Origin of the sequence: Halovenus rubra (assembly GCF_026586665.1) — an archaeon.
In the GTDB taxonomy this organism is placed as follows: domain Archaea; phylum Halobacteriota; class Halobacteria; order Halobacteriales; family Haloarculaceae; genus Halovenus; species Halovenus rubra.
This window is the reverse complement of record NZ_JAODIY010000009.1, coordinates 344,214-361,147: the sequence shown is the minus strand read 5'-3', so window position 1 is coordinate 361,147 and position 16,934 is coordinate 344,214. Positions and strand designations below refer to the sequence as shown.

The window sequence follows — 16,934 nt, the reverse complement described above, 5'->3', positions numbered from 1 at the left end:
CGGCTCTCCCGACCAACGCCGACCGGGTGGCTGTCGATGGCTGTCATCGGTGTCTATGTTCTTGTCGTCGTGGGTGCGACAGCCTCTCTCACCGAAGCAGCCGAGGCCTGTTCGAGCTGGCCGGCGTGTACGGGAGACCTAACGAACCCTGCAGTCGTCGTCGCCATTGGTCACCGGCTGCTCGCCGGCGCTGTTGGTCTTGTGGTACTGGTTGCAGGGATTAGTCTGCTTAAATCTGGAACTGCACAACGCGCAAAGTTTGCTATCGTTCTGGCGCTGTTCTTGTATCCCGTACAAATTGCGATAGGCGCGTTTATGGCAACCGGTATCACGGCCGTTCCCGGAATCCATCTTCTGGCTGGCGTGAGTCTCTTTGGCGTCCTGTTGCTCTCGCTCGCATGGCATCTCGAATTTGAAACTGGCGGACAGGATACCAGAACGCCAACCAACGAACTCGAGCCAGCCCCGCTCGATGAAGTAGAGAACAACTCGACAGCGGACGACAGTCCAACACCGCTTGCAGACCAACCACTTGGTGTCCGTATCCGTGCACGAGGCTTTGCTTACTTTCGTCTAATGAAGCCACGCCTGATGTGGCTGCTCAGTCTAGTTGCGGCGGCAGCGATGGCACTTGCAGCAGCTAACGGCTGGGCCGTTGACGTTGGCACGATTCTCTACACACTTGGCGGCGGGGTGCTCTCTATCGGTGCGAGTGGTACGTTCAATCACGTTCTCGAACGCGACAGAGATAAGCGGATGTCCCGGACGAACGACCGCCCGCTTGCAACCCACGAGGTGCCAAAACGGAACGCACTCGTCTTCGGATTCGCCCTGACTGGGCTATCTGTTCTGCTCTTCTTACAGACAACTCTCGTGGCTGCAGCACTAGGAGTCGTCGCGATTCTATTCTATAGCATCATCTACACGCTGGTGCTCAAGCCAAACACGGTCCAAAATACGGTTCTTGGTGGCGCTGCCGGCTCGCTTCCCGCACTCATCGGCTGGACCGCTGTGACGGGTCGTATTGACGTTGCAGCATTGTTACTTGCCGCGTTCATTTTTGTTTGGACGCCTGCACACTTCTATAACCTTGCCCTGGCATACCAGGACGATTATGAGCGCGGTGGGTTCCCGATGATGCCGGTGGTCCGTGGTGAGACAACAACGCGTAAACACATCCTCTTCTGGTTGGGTGCTACACTAGCGTGTGGAAGCGGGCTTATCTGGGTTACTGACCTCGGCTGGTTGACTGCTGGTGTGACAGTCTCACTTGGTGCTATCTTTCTGGCTGCGGTTGTCGTCCTCCACCGAGAACAGACTGAATCAGCTGCATTCCGTGCGTTTCACGCCTCAAACGCCTACCTTGGGCTATTCCTCGTTGCGATTGTGATTGACGCAATGGCGCTGTAGGAACGTACTGACTGTGCTGTCTTCGAACAACGCTTCTCGTTGTTCTTTTTGCTGTGTCTTCCGGGACACTCGTTGGCGAGTGTGTGGGCACAACATTGTTGCACTATGGGACTGTACCGACTCAATGTATGTCAAACGTAGAAATCGAGTACTGCGTTCCCTGTGGATTCAAAGACCGAGCACTGGACGTACAGGCAGCTATTCTTAACGGTGTAGAAGCGGAACTGACCGAGCTATCGCTGGTAATGGGTGACCACGGCGTATTCACAGTCAGTGTCGACGGCACGACGGTTTTCGACAAAGAAGAAGACGAGTTTGATGTTGACGAGATTACTCGAGCGGTTCGCGGGGCACTGTAACGCCTGCTCGCTCGGTCGATAGCGGCAGACAATCGAACTACCTTTCTTTAGTCGTTCCGTCGGTTCACGTATGGCTGTTCTCGTCGCAGACGAGGTCTCCAGACAGTACGGTGACACCGTGGCGCTTGATGATGTTTCGCTCTCGGTTGAGAGCGGAGAAATTTTTGCACTTGTCGGCCCAAACGGCGCGGGCAAAACAACGCTTGTCAGAGCACTGACTGGGACGACTGAGGTAACTGGCTCGGTCGAGTTGTTTGGCGAACCACCACAATCCGTGGAGGGTGAACGAATTGGATTGCTGCCCCAGAACTTTGACCCACCAGAGCGCCTGACTGCGAGAGAGATACTGGATTACTACAGTGGTCTTTACGAGGACCCCGAGCCGACCGACGATTTGCTGGAAGCTGTCGGAATGGACGACGACGCCGAAACCTACTACGAGAACCTCTCAGGTGGACAAAAACGGCGTACATGCGTGGCGAGTGCACTGGTCAACGACCCAGATATGCTCGTCCTTGACGAACCGACAACTGGAATTGACCCGGCTGGCCGACGACAACTCTGGCAACTTTTAGAGGGACTGGCTGCTGAGGGAACGACAATCTTCATCACGACACACTATATGGAAGAAGCAGAGGAGTTGTCTGACCGAGTTGGATTGCTTGCTGACGGTGCAATTGTGGCACTCGACAGTCCCGAAACCCTCATCGAAAGCTACGGTGGAGACAGCTTGCTATACGTCGGTGGAGAGCTTGAGGAATCTGTAGCCGAACTGTTCGATTACGAAGGGTCGCTTGGCAATGGACAACTCACACTCAGAAATGTCCCGCCAAACGAAATCGGTTCGGTTGTGACGACACTTGAAGCAAGCGAGATGACGGTCGACTCATTGACATGGACTGACCCAGACCTCGAAGATGTTTATCTCGAATTGACTGAACAATCAGTCACACAGCGGACAGCAGACGGCAGAATCGCTGTTGCTGGGGGTGAAGAGTAATGGGTCGTCTCACACGAATTCTTGCAACGGCAACAGCCGGGAGACACAGTTTTCTCCGGCGGCGGACAGCGGTGTTCTTTACATTTTTCTTCCCTGCGATAATCGTCGTCATCTTTGGTGTGCTTGTCCAGACACAGTCCAGTGGCGGCGGCTTGTTCGCCGAGGAGCCGGGCTGGTACATTGCTGGCTATCTCGGAGTCGTCGTCCTCTTTACGCCGCTTTCGCGTGTCGGCAGTGAAGTCAGCCGCCATCGAGATACAAGCCAGTTCGAAAAGTTGGCGACGACACCGCTTCGACGGTGGGAATGGCTGCTCGCTCAGACGCTCGTCAATACATCGGTAATCGGTGTTGCATCACTACTGTTGCTTGCCTTGCTCGTGTTCGGAACAGGTGCGACACTCTCGGTAACGACCGAATTGGCCCTTGTCGTCCCGTTTGTTGCCATTGGCACTGCCCTGTTCTGTTCAATCGGTGCGATGCTCGGTAGCTTCACCAGTTCTCAGGACGGCGTCATTGCTGCGAGCAACGGTGTGGCTGTTCCGTTGTTGTTCCTCTCGGAGGCGTTTGTCTCTAGTGAGATGCTTCCCGGCTGGCTTCCACTAGAACTCTCGCCGATGACGTACCTGACACGTGGGATTCGTGCAGTCACGTACGAGGGTAGTATCGAGAGCGACGTCATCTACGGGAATCCTGGCCCGTATCTTGACCTGCTAATTCTCTGTCTGTTCACCACTGTTGTGTTCGTTGTCGCGGCAAAATCGCTTCCACAAACAGATTGACTGCGCCGGTGATTAGAAGGGGAAAAGAGAGTCGGCTTCGGGGTCTCGCTCAACGAGTTCGACTTCGTGCCCATCAGGGTCTTTGGTGAACGCGTACATGTCGTCACAGGACGCCGGGTCGCGGTAATCGGGGGCTTCTCTTGTCTGGAGTTGTGCCCAGTCCGCTGCTAGGTCGTCAGCTCTAACACAGAGGTGTCCCCAGGCATCACCCAGTGTGTAGCTCCGACCGTCGTAGTTATATGTAAGCTCTAGTGCCATTGCCTCCTGGGCCACACCAGCCGGTCGCATGAAGTAATTAGCGAAGGTGTCAGACTCCCAGCGACCGGTCGTTTCGTACCCAAATTTCCGGGTCCAGTAGCCAAGTGCCTCGTCGGCATCTTCGACACGTATCATCGTGTGGTCGAGACTCCAGCGCGCGCCGAAGTCACGTTCGACAATCTCGATTTCGTGTCCGTCGGGATCTTTGACGAACGCGTATCCCGGATTATCTTCGGGCCGTCGGTAGTCGTCGACACCGTTTTCGATTAGTTCGTAGTAGGCGTCGTGGACATCTTCAACGCGAACCGCAATGTGGCCCCACCCGTCACCCAGTTCGAGGCCAGACTCATCTTCATTCTCCGTTAGTTCAAGCATCGCACCGTCATCGTGCATATCCTCGGGACCCATATAGACGATGCTGAATCCGTCACCGTCGTACCGGTCTTTTTGCTCGTATTCGAGGTTCGTTGCGTACCAGTCAACGGACTGTTCGAGGTCGCTGACACGCATCATCGTGTGGTCGAGAACTCCACTCATGTCAGTTTGTGCGGCCCGACAAGAAATGAACTCTTTGCCTTGTGAGTTCGACCGCTATCCGGCGCGTTTACATGTGCCCCCCTCTATCTCCGAGTATGCTGGTGACGCTCGAAGGATTGGATGGAAGCGGCAAGACAACCTGCATGGACGCACTTCAGTCTGCCGACGCAGTCCCCCCGGAGACAGTGTTTACACGCGAGCCCACAACCTCCTGGTATGGTGAAGCCGTACGCCGGTCGATACAGGACGACGACGCCGACTCGCTTGCCGAGTTGTTTCTATACACTGCCGACCACGCAGACCACGTCGCAAATACAATCGAGCCAGCCATCGAGACGGGAACACCTATTATCTCTGATCGATACTCTGACTCTCGGTACGCGTATCAGGGTGTTACACTCTCCGACCGGTTCGACGACGCTGTCAACTTTGTCAAGGAGATTCACGAGCCATGGACACGACCACCGGAAGCAACGCTGTATCTCGATATTGATCCGGAGACAGCAGCAAAGCGAAGCGGTGCAACAAACAAATTCGAGCGAGCAGAGTATCTAGAGCGCGTCCAGTCGAACTATGAGCGACTTATCGAAGCCGAGCCCGAACGGTTCATCCGTATCGATGCCACCCAGTCTGAGGAACACGTCCGTGATGCGGTTCTCGATGCTGTCGAGACAGTATTGTAGCCCACTTTCACTCGAAGACGTAGCGTCAACGCGTTAGGAGACACCACTTTCGAGATTTTCGAGTAACTTGCCGACGAATAACCCAAGACGCGGCGAGACCCTATCTTCATCCGTTGGCTCGGCTGGCTGTGCCGCGAGTGTTTTGACAAACCGTTTTGAGTGTGTCATTGTATTCATGATGTCTACAACGTCTACAATCAGCCCTTCATCGGAGGTATCCAGTTCCGGATGACGCTCTTTGAGGTCTTCGGTGTACGTAATCTCCCAAGATGGCCCACCGACCACATCGAGCGCGATGGGAAGACTCCCCACTTTGACTAGCCCGTCGGGTGAGCCGACGTAGATTGTATTATCTTCGACAACCGTCTCGTACCGGGCCATCACCTAGTCATTACTTTGTGCGGACCTCGTATCAACGTTTGTCCGAGTCTGTGTCCTTGCAAATACGCAAGGCGAACCTCCCGGGGTTGTTCGGCAACCGAAGATTCCTGTGATAACGAGAACTGCTGAGTCTCAAGTTACGAGGCCAAGAAACGGTTCACAGTGTGTCACCTTCGTACGCTCGCCAGAGGTACAGCGAAGCATACGAGCGATACGGTCGCCACTTTTTGGCTCGGTCAACCATCTCACCTCTGGTCATCTCTCTATCACAGACTAGTTCTATGCCTCGACGGATGCCGAGGTCCTCGACCGCGAACACGTCTGGACGCCCCAGTGCGTAGATGAGAAACATCTTTGCGGTCCAAGGACCGACGCCCCGGATTTCGGTTAGTTCCTCGCGAACAGCCTCGTCGTCCAGCGCTCCGAAAGACTCCCTGGAGTAGCCGTTCTCCTGAAATGCTCGTGCGGTCGATTTGATGTACTCGACTTTTGCCGCAGAAAGACCGACCGACGCGAGACGGTCCGGGTCGGCAGCTAACATTGTCTCGGGAGTAACGTCGAACTGTGTGAACAACCGTTCTCTGACGGCTTCTGCGGACGCGATAGACACCTGCTGGCGGAGGAGCGAGACGACAAGGCGCTGATAGCTGTCGTCGGCTGGCTTTAGCGGTAGCGTCCCGTGCTGATCGATATGGGGTTCGAGCGCACCGTCTTCCCGAAGAGATGCGGCTGCTTGTTGAGCGGTCGTTGATGCTCCGTTGGCGGTGGTCTGTGCGGTGGAGCGGTCATCGTCCATTGATTAACGCCACGGTAGCTGGACTCTTCAGGGGTTCGGCTAGCGGTCAGCACTCCCACAATTGTGACCATCAAAGTCGATATCAGCACTCACTTACCGGAGAGGCACGGACTGTCGCGTATGCGAATCGCCGACAGGCAGCAGGTTGACGGCGGGAAAGAGCGGTATACGCTTGTTCCCGAGAACGTCGACGACCTCTGGCACATTTCTCACGTCATTGAACCGGAAGACCGGGTAGCCGGAGATACGACACGGCGCATCCAGCGCAACGACGATCAGCTTCGAGATAAAGGCGGCGAGCGAGAACACCTCTGGGTTGGACTCTCTGTCGATGATGTAGAGTTTGCCCGCTTTGCAAACCGGCTCCGTGTAGGTGGCGTCATCGAGGAGTGTTCGCGGGAAGACCAGCTTGGCCTCCATCATACGGTAAACGTAGAGGAACACGACGAAATTGAAATCGAAAAGCGATGGAAGTCTGACCAGCGCGAGCGAATAGAGGAGGCTGTCGAGGCAACTGATAACCCAGATGTCGCAATTGCCACAGTAAGCGAAGGGACAGCCTTTGTCCACAGTGTCGAACAGTTCGGGACAGAAGAGCGTGCTTCCATTACCGGCCCGACCGGCAAGGGAGAGTACGCTCGGTCGCGTTCGGAACTGTTCGAAGAGCTGACTGCTATTCTGCATCGGATGGATGTCGAGGCGATAATCCTTGCTGGGCCGGGGTTCACAAAGAACGACGCACTTGACAACATTGAACAAAACGCTCCCGATGTCGCAGAGAAAATACAGACAGTTGATACAAGCAGTGTTGGTGACAGAGGTGTTCACGAGGTTCTCAAACGTGGCGCAGTCGAGGAAGTACAAGAACAGACACGGATTGCCGAAGAATCAGAGCTGATAGATGAACTGATGGGACGAATCTCGGACGGTGCAAAGGTCTCATACGGACCACAAAACGTGGCAGAGGCGGCAGAATTTGGGGCAATCGACCAGTTACTTGTTCTGGACTCGGACGTACGACGTGAACGGACGAGTGACGGCGACTGGGATATCGACGTAAACACTGTCATCGAGACAACCGAGCAAAAGGGGGGTGACGTCACCGTCTTTTCGAATGAGTTCGATCCTGGGCAGCAACTTTCGAATCTCGGAGGCATCGCGGCTCTCCTCCGCTACCGAGTTGAATAGGCAAAATGGTTTACCGATTGGGGTTTGACATAGATATAGTGGCCGTCTCAACAAAATAATGCCAAGGCGAGATCCAAGCAGTACGGCCGACTCCGAGGAACAAACAATCAAGACCGCTGGTCAGATTGTTAAGTACAGCCGAGAGATGTATCACCTCGAATCAGTTGAGGAAGTTGCGATGATCACCGCGGAATCTGTTCCACATATCGTCGATGGACATCCAAACCCGGCAGTTATCGAAATTCGACCCGATACCCTTCGGACAATCGAGAGTTTAGTACCTGGCGAGGCTGTCGGTCAGGAGCCCAGTGACTTAGTCGACCGGGCGTACAACGACAATCAAATTTTACTCTGTGCTGACGACGAACTGACTATCGAATACGTGAGCGACGATATCACGCGAGTGCAGTCGGATGCATTTCCAAGTCACAGTGGCGGTGTCACACTGGCTGCACCGAGCGTGTACACCGACAAAGGTGGTAACTTTGGTGCAGTGTTGGTCGTCCACTGGGACTCGCTCGAGACAGTCAAAAAGCATCATCTTAGACCGATTGACTTTCTCGCTGAGCATGTCGCCACAGCCATCGTCAATATCCGCTCCCGCGAACGGCTTGAGCGGGCGCGAAACGATCTCGCAAAGCGAAAAGAGATGGTAGAAGTCTACGAGCGACTGTTACGGCATGATCTCGGCAACGATTTACAGGTCATCACCGGCTTTTCTGACTCGCTTCGGCGCCTGCTTGAGGAAGAAAACGTTCCCCCACAGGCCCAAGAGTATACCGACAAGATTTTTGAGACATCGAAAAGCGCGGCAGAGCTCATCGATAGTGTTGGGGATACTGTCAAGACAATCCAGGAACAAAGCAAGGCGAAGCCACTGCAGTTGCGGCCAGTGCTCACCGAAGCCATAGATAACGTCGAAACAAAATACGATTCGCTGACTGTCGATTACGACCCAGCTGAGTTCGAATACCGGGCGTATATGGGTGAACTTATCGAGTCCGTCTTCGCAAATATTCTCTCCAACGCAGCCGTACACAACGATAAACCAGTCACTGTACGACTCTCAGTTAAACCGACACAGGAGACCATCGTTATTTCTATGGCAGACAACGGTACTGGAATCGCCGACGAGGTAGTTGAAGACCTGTTTGAGATGGGCAAAAAAGGGCCAGACAGTGACGGAACTGGGTTCGGTTTGGGGTTGGCCAAGTCCCTCGTCGAATCATACGGTGGATACATCGATGTTGGCGAAAGCGAGTTTGGTGGGGCAGAGTTCCATATCACTCTCGACCGGGCATAGCTCAGCGTTTTTCGGGTTCGTTTACGTTGACAGTCATCCCATCCTGTGCAAACCGGACCTCACCGTCGTAATGGTCTCCAAGCGACTCTAGCATCTGTTCATAGTTCCCTTCGGTGTGTGGATACAGGTGTGTCAGGTAGACTCGACCGATATCTGCAGCAGCATCTGCCAGTACTGTCCCGAGCTGTGATGGGGTTGGATGATTTGAGACATCAACCTCGTCGGGGAACGAACAGTCGTGGACGAGCAATGCTGCACCGTCAGCAAACTCAACCAGCTCTTCGAACGCCTCGCTATCACCACTAAATACAAACGCCGGCTCGGCATCTTGCTCGAAGCGATAGGCGAGACACTCCATCGAATGCCTGGTCAACATCGCCTGAATCTCGAATCCCTCAACTGTTATCGGAGTTTCTTCGGGTTCTATCTCACGTACTGTCAGGTCCAGCCGCCCTTGCATATAGTCATGGACAGCAAGCAGTCCGGAGACAACTTCCTCAGTCTCTGGCGGCCCGACAATCTCTAGAGACTCCTTCCCTGCGAGCCATTGAGCTTTAATCAACACGAGCAAGTCTGAAAGGTGGTCGAGGTGATGGTGTGTGAGCAGGACAGTGTCGATATCTTCGTATCCGTGCTCAGTCGCTGCAAGCCCGTGGACAACGCCGCTGCCACAGTCGACAAGGAGCGACTTGTCCTCAGCCTCCAGTAACAGACCAGTCTGGAGTCGGTTGCCAGTTGGCATCGCACTTCCAGTGCCAAGAAAGGTGAGCTTCATACAAACAGTGGCGGCTGGCTCGTACTTATCTTCCGGGACTACGCGGTGGCTTCGAGGTCTCTTGCTGTCCTCACTCTGATATCGGTCGGCTGTTTGACAAACTCGTCTGTCTCTGTCGCAATTATCTGTCTGACCCCAAGCTGTGCCCCTAGGTCAAGTAACCGCTGTGTGAGCGTGTCATCGAGAACTATCGACGAAGGGACTGAGTCGAGTTGGTTGAGCGTCTCGAAGGCCTCGCCAGCACCAGCTTCCGCTATCGTGTTGAACTCCGAATCGAGAAACCGGGCTGTCTTCTGACTGCTACCGATGATTGCCTCTGTATGGCTTGCCAGCGTCTGTGGTGGTTCCTTCGGTTGTTCGGGTTCGCTATTCCCGTCATCTGAGGCGTGTTCTTGTAGCGTGGCAGCCGCGGTGTCACTCTCTGGTGTTTTTTCGACATCATCTTCTGTGGCAGTCGACTCAACCGAACCGGGAGTCGACTCCGTGCCGGTGTCAGCTTGCTCTGCTGATTGGTTCGGGCCTCTGTCGCCGCTTGTGCTATCTGGCGGAGAAACAGACTGACTCGCGTGTACTTGCTCTGTTACCTGTCGTTTGGCGTTGTCACCACTGCCCTCTGCGGGCTTTTCGTCTGTCTCTGCTTTGTCGTCTGCTTCGATAGTCTCTGCCGGGCTGAACGCCTCTCTGGGAGTCTCTCCGTCAGTTACTTGCTCTGCCGGAACTTTCCGCCGAAGTCCCGAGAGGATTGCTGCTCTGTCAAGGTCTTCTACTGACTGGTCAGTCGGTGCAAAGGCGACGTAATCGATGTCAGCAACCTGTTGTAGCTCACGAAGTATGAGGTCACCGCCGCGGTCCCCGTCAAGATATGCTGTCGCATTGCGCTCGAAGGTTAGCTCTGCAATCTCCGGTGGCACGTCTGTCCCTTCGACAGCGATTGCATTTCTGACGCCAAACTTGAGCAGTCGCCGAACATCTGCTCTCCCCTCGACGACAATAACAGCGTCAGTCGCCTCAACGCGAGGTCCTGCAGGGAGTCCCTTGTACTCGGTTATCTCTTCGACACGAGCTTGTCTGCGAACCTCGTCGGTGATTTCTTCGCTTGTCACAGTATCCGATTCGAGCTCGTTGAGCAGTTCGGTCGCGCGCTCGACCAGTTCTCTGCGCTTTGCAGCCCTTGCGTCTTCGATATCTGTGACAGTACAGTCGGCTCGACAGGGACCGACCCGGTCGATAGTTTCGAGTGCGGCTCCAAGGACAGCTGTTTCAGCCCGTTCGAGGCAACTCCCTATCGTAATGGAGCCGACTGAGCGACCAGCTTCCGATTCGATACTGACATCGATGCGGCCGAGCTTCGAGGAGTCTTGTAACTCCCGGAGATCAAGTTCGTCGCCGAGCAGTCCTTCGGTCTGGCCAAAGATAGCGCCGACGACATCACTCCGTTCGACCACCCCGCTCGTTCTGACCGTAGCGTGAATGAGGTATTTCGCTGAAGTTTGCATTGGTAAATCCTCCTGTGAAGGATGATAATGGTGAATGTGAAACCATGAGTGTGCTCATGGATGCATCTATGTAGTCGCGTAGCATGCAAATACCTGATGGGTGGCTCGTGTTATTTCTCGCCAGACCAGCACTGAGAATGGCCGTTTACAGCAAGCAACTCACTGACTGACCCCAAGAGCCAAGCCTAGAAGACTATCGTTTGAGAACGCGCTCGCCAGCTCGTTTGGCTGCATCAATATGACTATCAGCCTCGCTGTTCCCGGTTCCTGTCGTTTTAATTTCTTCGAGGATCTCAAGCAGTGTGTCTATTTTCTCGTGGTCAACACCGTCGGCTGTGATATCTGAGGCGATAGACTGTGCTTTTTCAACGTCGGACTCGGCGTCGTCTGAGAGTGATTTGGCCTCGGCGGCATCTAGATGGTCCTGTAGTGATGACAGCAAGTGCTCGATTTCGTCCATTAGCCATCCCCTTCCGTATCCTCAATTACGACCTCACCATCGATGACATCAACGTTGACCAGTGTCTTCACGTCGAAGCTGGTCTCTTCGACTTTGTTCTCTCCCCCAACTTTCTTGATGACCGCAACAGTATCAGCAACTTCAGCACCCAGTCCTTCAAGCGCGGTGAGCAGTGCCGAGAGCGTTCCACCTGTCGACAGTACGTCGTCTAACACCAGCACGCGATCTCCGTCTGACACACGGTTGATATACATCTCGTTTTCGGAGTATCCCGTCACCTGCGAAATTGGGACCTCACCTTCAAGCCCGTATTCGCGTTTCCGAACGACGACCAGGGGAATATCTGTTGCAAGCGAGACGGCCGTCGAAATATGGATTCCCATTGCTTCAGGGGCGATAATCTTGTCTACGTCCGTGAGGTCTGCTTTGCGAACAATGCGGACGACAATCTCACGCATGAGTGCAGGTTCGAGCATCGGCACCCCGTCGCTAACCGGATGTACAAAATAGTGGTAGCCGTCTTTCTCAATAATTGGCGCATCAAGCAACGATTCGCTGAGTTTGTCCATGTCACGGGTAGGCCAACTGAGTGCAAAAAACCTGCTGTTAAGCAATTGTATTGCACCGAGTTGTACAACCGATGAACTGTAGTGTGTCGACGGTTCTCTGTTCTGTTTCGGACGCTGCGTCTCAGTGACAGTGATTCCTTACAGAGAACGGTTCACTCAGGTATCCGGTCGATAATGGTCTCTTCGTCGATAACCAGATTGTAGGCCTGTTCGTCATCGTTCCAGAGAACAAGGACATTCTCCATCAGGAGTGGGGAGCCGTACGACGCGCTCACGATGTCGTTGTTGAGGGTCGTCTCATTGGTCAGGACGGCGAAGTGGTCGACCTTTTGACTCCCATCGCCGACGAGATACAGCGGATTCCCTGCTTCCGTCAGGTCATGGCTCAACTTGAGGACGAGACAGTCCACACGGTCAGTGACGTGCCGTTCTGTTTCTTTGAGTTTTGCTACCCGGGAACGGTCCGCTCGAATATCGACAGCCGTTTGCCCGTCTCGCCGCAACAGAGAGTACGCGTACTGGACATCCACATTGACGAACTCTCCGGAGCCAGCCGGCTGGATTCTCCCGTCAGTCGTTGTGTGCTGGTCAGTGGCTTTGGATTGTTCGCTACTGGAGCCTTTTGTCACAGCTTCCCGCTCGGCGACTGTGCGTTTGCCATCATCCAACTGGCGTTGGAAACTCGGTGTAATCAAGTCATTATCGCGACGGAACGACCACGATTCACTCTCGGGCTGTTCGTCTTGCCAGAGACGAACCCCTGGTGCGTAGACGCTCGCTCCAACTTCGCGCTCGACCGTTCGTTCAACCTCTCGAAGTTGTCCCGCTGTATTCTTGTCTGCTGGGGCGAGAACCATTGCTGTTCCATCCGACGTGAGCCACCCGAGACTCTCCTTGACGACTGACGCCGGGTCATCTAGTTCAGAGAGCACGTTCCCAAACAGCACAAGGTCAAACACGCCGCTCTCGTCGGCTGGTGATTTGACCGCACCATCAGGGTCAAACGCTTCAATCTCAGTAGCGTGAACAGTGGGATGGAAGTTCCGGCCTGTTGTTTCGAGGAGGCCAGTCAGAACACTCGTCGCATCACTTGGCTCCACGGCGTGGTATTCGACGAGGACATCACCCGGTAAGAGCGCATCCAGCCCGAGGGCTGGCCCGCCAACACCCGCGCCCACATCGAGGACACGAAGATGTCCGGGAATGAGATTATCTTCGAGGAGGTCAGCAAGAACGTACTGCGTTGCTGCGAAGTAGGCCGACAGATGATACAGCATGTACCCAACTGCCGTCTCTTCATCGTAGGTAACTGTTGCACCGGCGAGATACCGCTCTTTAAAATCTCGGATAAGCCGCCGGAGTTGCTCACCAGACTCGCCATCCGGCCAGCCGGGCCCAAACCGGTCGATAACCAGATTCTCAACTTTCCGGCTGAGTTGTTCCGGAAGTTCGTCGACGCCGTCAAACCGTACGGAAACTGGACTTTCATCAACCGGCTCAAACGCCCCATCTTCTCGTTCGATTACTCCAAGCTCCGGGGCTTGCTCTTGTAACACCTGTCTTACCGCGGCGGGATGTGGTGTTCCTTCGATATATTCGTTAATCTCTTCGGGCTCTATGGGCCGGACCTCGCGTAGATACTTCGCGTTCTCGCGCACTTGTTGGCGCTGTGTTTCGTTCATTGGTCTGTCTCTTAGATTTTGTCGTACAATTGCTCAAACTCCGATTCACTCGCCACCGCGAGCTTGTTTGCGGCTGCCGCTACGTCTTCTGCACCCTCAAAGGCTGCCTGAATCTCGCCATACACGCTTGGTTCGTTGCCTCCGACCTGTTCGACAAGTGCTGACAACTCTTTTGAAACGGCTGTCTGGAACCTGTCAGGGACGCTTTCACCGGCAAGACTGTACGCCATAATCGCTGCGTGAGCGCTTGCCTGTACTGTCTTCATCGCGCTATCGTGTTCTTCAGGTGTCGTCTCGAAGACGTTGTTACCACGTGCTTCGAGTGTTTCCTGGATGAATGTCGTCACTGGTCCATCTTTGTCGGTGACAACAGGCACGTTCCCCGGCTCGTTTGGTGGGGCAAAGAGTGGGTGCAGACTACACCGTTCAACCGCTGAGGCGTTCGACCTGAGCGCTTCGACCGGCTTTTTCATTGTCCCTGTCACGTCGACAACTGCACAGGTTGCGTTTCCTGCGTGGGACGCGATAGCCGTAGGGGCTGCTGATATTGGTACTGCTATTGCAACCACATCATACTCCTGTGTCACCGATGTTACAGTATGACCGCCGGTTGCTTTTGCGGCTTGCGTTGCGGCTGCGTTACTGCGGTCGTAATAGGTGACAGTGCACTCGTCGCGTGCTGTGGCTGGCAATGAGGGACCAACATCCGCCACAAACACCTGTCCGAGCCATCGACCCATTGAACCGGCTCCGACGACGAGTACCTCCATACTCCTCAGGTGAGGGTGTTCGACTGAAAAACGGTTCGACTCCCCCAAGACGATCGATAAATAATAGCTAAAAAGTCGCTCCATCAACATATATATACGGTACAGTCAAACCAACCGATGTAATGAGCTCCGAAGAAACCGACAGTCCAGCTACGGAGAGTAGCGAAGGCGTAAACGGCTCTTCGAGTACTGGGCAGAGAACTCCCTCCGAGACTACCAGCGGCCAGCGGTACGCGATAATCTTGCTGGCTGCGGTCGCAGCGGTCGTTGCTGGTGTCGCCGTTGTATCGCTGGCGTTTGGTGTTGCTGGTAGCTCAGCGGCTTCTGATGCAGACGGGACGGTCGCTGTTGTCTCGATAGAGGGCCCAATAATGGAACCAATTGGTGAAAACTTGGAAGATGAACTCCGTGAGATTCGCGGTAACGAATCTATTGACGCCGTTGTTCTGAAAATGAACACACCCGGTGGTGCCCCTGCGCCCACGGAACGAATGTATCTCTCGATACAGCGAACAAATAAGCAGATGCCTGTTCTTGCGAGCGTTCAGGGACTGAGTGCCTCCGCAGGGTACTACATGATGACGCCTGCCGAGGACATCTATGCGCTCCCGTCATCCCAGATTGGGAGTGTTGGCCTTGCCGCGAGTGCCCCACAACCAACCCCACCTGTTCAGGGCCCAAGCGGTCCGGACAAGCGCGGTTCGAACACCATTCAGCAGTGGGCACAGCTAGAAGCACTCGGAAACAACTTCATCGAGACAGTGATGGAACAGCGCGGTGACCGGATCGAACTCAGCCGCGAAGAAGTCTCGACGGCGAAAGTCTTCTTGGGCGTCACGAGTGTCGAAAATGGATACGCAGACGAAATCGGCTCACTCGATGATGCTATCGAAGATGCCGCCAGCAGGGCTGATCTCGAAGAGTATCAAATTACCGAGCGCGAGGTCGGGGGCGCACAGAGTATTCCGATTTTCGCACAGACCGATTCGGGAATCGTCGCAATCTACGATGAAGACCCATCGATAGCTGATATTAAGCCGGTTGACCACGCGCTGGTTTACCGCCCGGCAGTACCACGCCTTGAGGAACTCGAAACGGTATCGTCGCCGGATATTGAGGAAGTGGTTGCCAAGGCAGTCGAAGAAAACGGAGGTGACGACTCATGAGTAAGGCACCACGAACAGCGATTGTGTCGTTTATTGCGGTCTTCGTTGTGGTTGTTGCTGTCGGTGGCGTCGCAAGCGTTGTTATCGATGACGGTGAAAGTACGACCGGCCCAGACCACATCGAAGTTGAGAACCCACAATTTGACGCTGAACGGGTCGCTTCGGACAGCTCACCGGGAGAAGCAAGCGTTGAAATGGACAGTACTGCGTTCCAAAAGAAGGTTGTTGTCCACGTTGGGGCGGCCTATACACAGCGTGATATCGCACCATTGGTTAACACGCTTATCGAGAACGGCCATGAAGTTACGGTTCTCGCACAGGAGGGCAGGCAGTTTGGCGGCGGACAAATCACGTTTGCGAAAGGAACTGTCGACCAGATCGCTCCACCGACGGGTGACGATGGGTCCCAGCTAACGGGCAACCTTGAGGGTGCACAGGGGCTTGTCAGCCTCGGTGTCACGACGTACACTGACCAAGACCTCAACGCAATCGATACTTTTGTCGAAGAGAATGGACGAATAGTTATGGGCGTCGAACCGACCCAAGAGTTCGGATTCGGTGCCGGTCATTCTCAGACCTATAGCAACCTCGGCGTCTTCACCGAGCCGGGATACGTTTACAACCTCGCGGAAAACGACCTGAACTATCAGCGTATCTTCACTGAACCGTCTGGGACCGAGTTGCTGACAGAAGATGTCGAGCGGGTCGTGTTCCCTTCGGCAACCCCCGTTCAGGCGAGCAACCAAGATGAGACGATGCTCCCAATCGAGGGAAGCGAACTGTCCGTAACACGTGAGAAAACCGAGAAGCCAGTTCTCGTCCGTGATCAGAATGTGGCTCTTATCGGAGACACTGATTTCCTCACCCCGGAGAATACACAACGTGCAGATAACGACGTTCTGGTGGGTAACATTGCCGACTACCTTGTCGAGGCAGACCGGGATGTCGGAGACAACAACACTGAAAAAGGCGAGGAAGAAACCGAATCGATTACTATCGAGGTTGGCCCTGACGGAGAAAACCGATTCTCTCCTGAGGTCACAGAAATCAAGCCCGGCACAACAGTGAAGTTCGTCTGGAACTCCAGCGGACACAACATTGTTCCCACGAACCAACAGCCAAGTGATGCAGAGTGGGGTGGCGTTCCAGAAACTAAAGAGGAAGGGTACGTCCATGAGTTTACGTTCGAACAGGAAGGCACCCATGAGTTTGTCTCGGAGCCACACGAGGAAGACGGCATGTACGGCGTGATTATTGTCGGCGAACCCTGACCGAACGGTTTAATTTGGTCGAACTGTGGCGGAAGCCTTTTCGGTCACGAC

The 16,934-nt window shown here is 54.5% G+C and carries 18 protein-coding genes; 9 read left to right on the top strand and 9 right to left on the bottom strand.

Features of this window, described 5'->3' with window-relative positions; all coding sequences use genetic code 11:
- Positions 1-36: 36 nt before the first annotated feature.
- The 4 genes from N5098_RS08650 (at position 37) to N5098_RS08635 (ending at position 3,548) form a co-directional block, all read left to right on the top strand.
- Positions 37-1,410, top strand: coding sequence for a heme o synthase (locus N5098_RS08650; RefSeq protein WP_267637383.1), 1,374 nt, complete (start codon positions 37-39; stop codon positions 1,408-1,410).
- A gap of 128 nt (positions 1,411-1,538) precedes the next feature.
- Entirely contained in the window at positions 1,539-1,769 is a 231-nt protein-coding gene (locus N5098_RS08645; RefSeq protein ID WP_267637381.1) for a SelT/SelW/SelH family protein, read from the top strand.
- Between the two features lie 70 nt (positions 1,770-1,839).
- A complete protein-coding gene (locus N5098_RS08640; RefSeq protein WP_267637380.1) occupies positions 1,840-2,769 on the top strand; it encodes an ABC transporter ATP-binding protein in 930 nt (309 codons plus the stop codon).
- The gene (locus tag N5098_RS08635) at positions 2,769-3,548 is read left to right on the top strand and encodes an ABC transporter permease (RefSeq protein ID WP_267637379.1); all 780 of its coding nucleotides are present in this window, start codon (positions 2,769-2,771) and stop codon (positions 3,546-3,548) included. The genes N5098_RS08640 and N5098_RS08635 overlap by 1 nt, the downstream gene beginning before the upstream one ends.
- 12 nt (positions 3,549-3,560) lie before the next feature.
- Here N5098_RS08635 and N5098_RS08630 read toward each other — a convergent pair whose 3' ends face one another.
- On the bottom strand, positions 3,561-4,343 hold the full coding sequence (locus tag N5098_RS08630) for a VOC family protein (RefSeq protein ID WP_267637378.1): 783 nt from the start codon (positions 4,341-4,343) through the stop codon (positions 3,561-3,563).
- Between the two features lie 95 nt (positions 4,344-4,438).
- Here N5098_RS08630 and tmk point away from each other — a divergent pair, with 95 nt between their 5' ends.
- Positions 4,439-5,026: a dTMP kinase gene (gene tmk, locus N5098_RS08625; RefSeq protein WP_267637376.1), complete on the top strand. Its 588-nt coding sequence runs from the start codon at positions 4,439-4,441 to the stop codon at positions 5,024-5,026.
- A gap of 33 nt (positions 5,027-5,059) precedes the next feature.
- Here the strand turns inward: tmk and N5098_RS08620 are convergent, their stop codons facing one another.
- Both N5098_RS08620 and N5098_RS08615 read right to left on the bottom strand, forming a co-directional pair.
- On the bottom strand, positions 5,060-5,407 hold the full coding sequence (locus tag N5098_RS08620) for a hypothetical protein (RefSeq protein ID WP_267637375.1): 348 nt from the start codon (positions 5,405-5,407) through the stop codon (positions 5,060-5,062).
- A 157-nt stretch (positions 5,408-5,564) separates the two neighbouring features.
- Entirely contained in the window at positions 5,565-6,203 is a 639-nt protein-coding gene (locus tag N5098_RS08615) for a DNA-3-methyladenine glycosylase family protein (RefSeq protein ID WP_267637374.1), read from the bottom strand.
- 120 nt (positions 6,204-6,323) lie between these two features.
- Here N5098_RS08615 and N5098_RS08610 point away from each other — a divergent pair, with 120 nt between their 5' ends.
- Entirely contained in the window at positions 6,324-7,391 is a 1,068-nt protein-coding gene (locus N5098_RS08610; RefSeq protein ID WP_267637373.1) for an mRNA surveillance protein pelota, read from the top strand.
- Positions 7,392-7,449: 58 nt separating this feature from the next.
- The gene (locus N5098_RS08605) at positions 7,450-8,694 is read left to right on the top strand and encodes a sensor histidine kinase (protein ID WP_267637372.1); all 1,245 of its coding nucleotides are present in this window, start codon (positions 7,450-7,452) and stop codon (positions 8,692-8,694) included.
- Between the two features lies 1 nt (position 8,695).
- Here N5098_RS08605 and N5098_RS08600 read toward each other — a convergent pair whose 3' ends face one another.
- From N5098_RS08600 to N5098_RS08575, 6 genes are all read right to left on the bottom strand, one after another.
- A complete protein-coding gene (locus N5098_RS08600; RefSeq protein ID WP_267637371.1) occupies positions 8,696-9,469 on the bottom strand; it encodes an MBL fold metallo-hydrolase in 774 nt (257 codons plus the stop codon).
- Between the two features lie 38 nt (positions 9,470-9,507).
- The gene (gene dnaG / locus N5098_RS08595) at positions 9,508-10,965 is read right to left on the bottom strand and encodes a DNA primase DnaG (protein ID WP_267637370.1); all 1,458 of its coding nucleotides are present in this window, start codon (positions 10,963-10,965) and stop codon (positions 9,508-9,510) included.
- A 193-nt stretch (positions 10,966-11,158) separates the two neighbouring features.
- On the bottom strand, positions 11,159-11,425 hold the full coding sequence (locus N5098_RS08590; RefSeq protein WP_267637369.1) for a DUF8152 family protein: 267 nt from the start codon (positions 11,423-11,425) through the stop codon (positions 11,159-11,161).
- Positions 11,425-11,994: a hypoxanthine/guanine phosphoribosyltransferase gene (gene hpt / locus N5098_RS08585; protein ID WP_267637368.1), complete on the bottom strand. Its 570-nt coding sequence runs from the start codon at positions 11,992-11,994 to the stop codon at positions 11,425-11,427. Before hpt ends, N5098_RS08590 begins: the two co-directional genes overlap by 1 nt.
- 152 nt (positions 11,995-12,146) lie before the next feature.
- Positions 12,147-13,676: a DUF8157 domain-containing protein gene (locus N5098_RS08580; RefSeq protein WP_267637366.1), complete on the bottom strand. Its 1,530-nt coding sequence runs from the start codon at positions 13,674-13,676 to the stop codon at positions 12,147-12,149.
- Positions 13,677-13,687: 11 nt separating this feature from the next.
- Positions 13,688-14,446, bottom strand: coding sequence for a prephenate dehydrogenase/arogenate dehydrogenase family protein (locus N5098_RS08575; protein ID WP_267637365.1), 759 nt, complete (start codon positions 14,444-14,446; stop codon positions 13,688-13,690).
- Between the two features lie 122 nt (positions 14,447-14,568).
- On the opposite strand from N5098_RS08575, the gene N5098_RS08570 reads away from it, so the two are divergent.
- Positions 14,569-15,612 carry a S49 family peptidase gene (locus tag N5098_RS08570; protein WP_267637364.1) on the top strand — a complete coding sequence of 348 codons (1,044 nt, stop codon included), beginning with the start codon at positions 14,569-14,571 and terminating at the stop codon, positions 15,610-15,612.
- Positions 15,609-16,883, top strand: coding sequence for a plastocyanin/azurin family copper-binding protein (locus tag N5098_RS08565; RefSeq protein WP_267637362.1), 1,275 nt, complete (start codon positions 15,609-15,611; stop codon positions 16,881-16,883). The genes N5098_RS08570 and N5098_RS08565 overlap by 4 nt, the downstream gene beginning before the upstream one ends.
- The last annotated feature ends 51 nt before the right edge of the window (positions 16,884-16,934 follow it).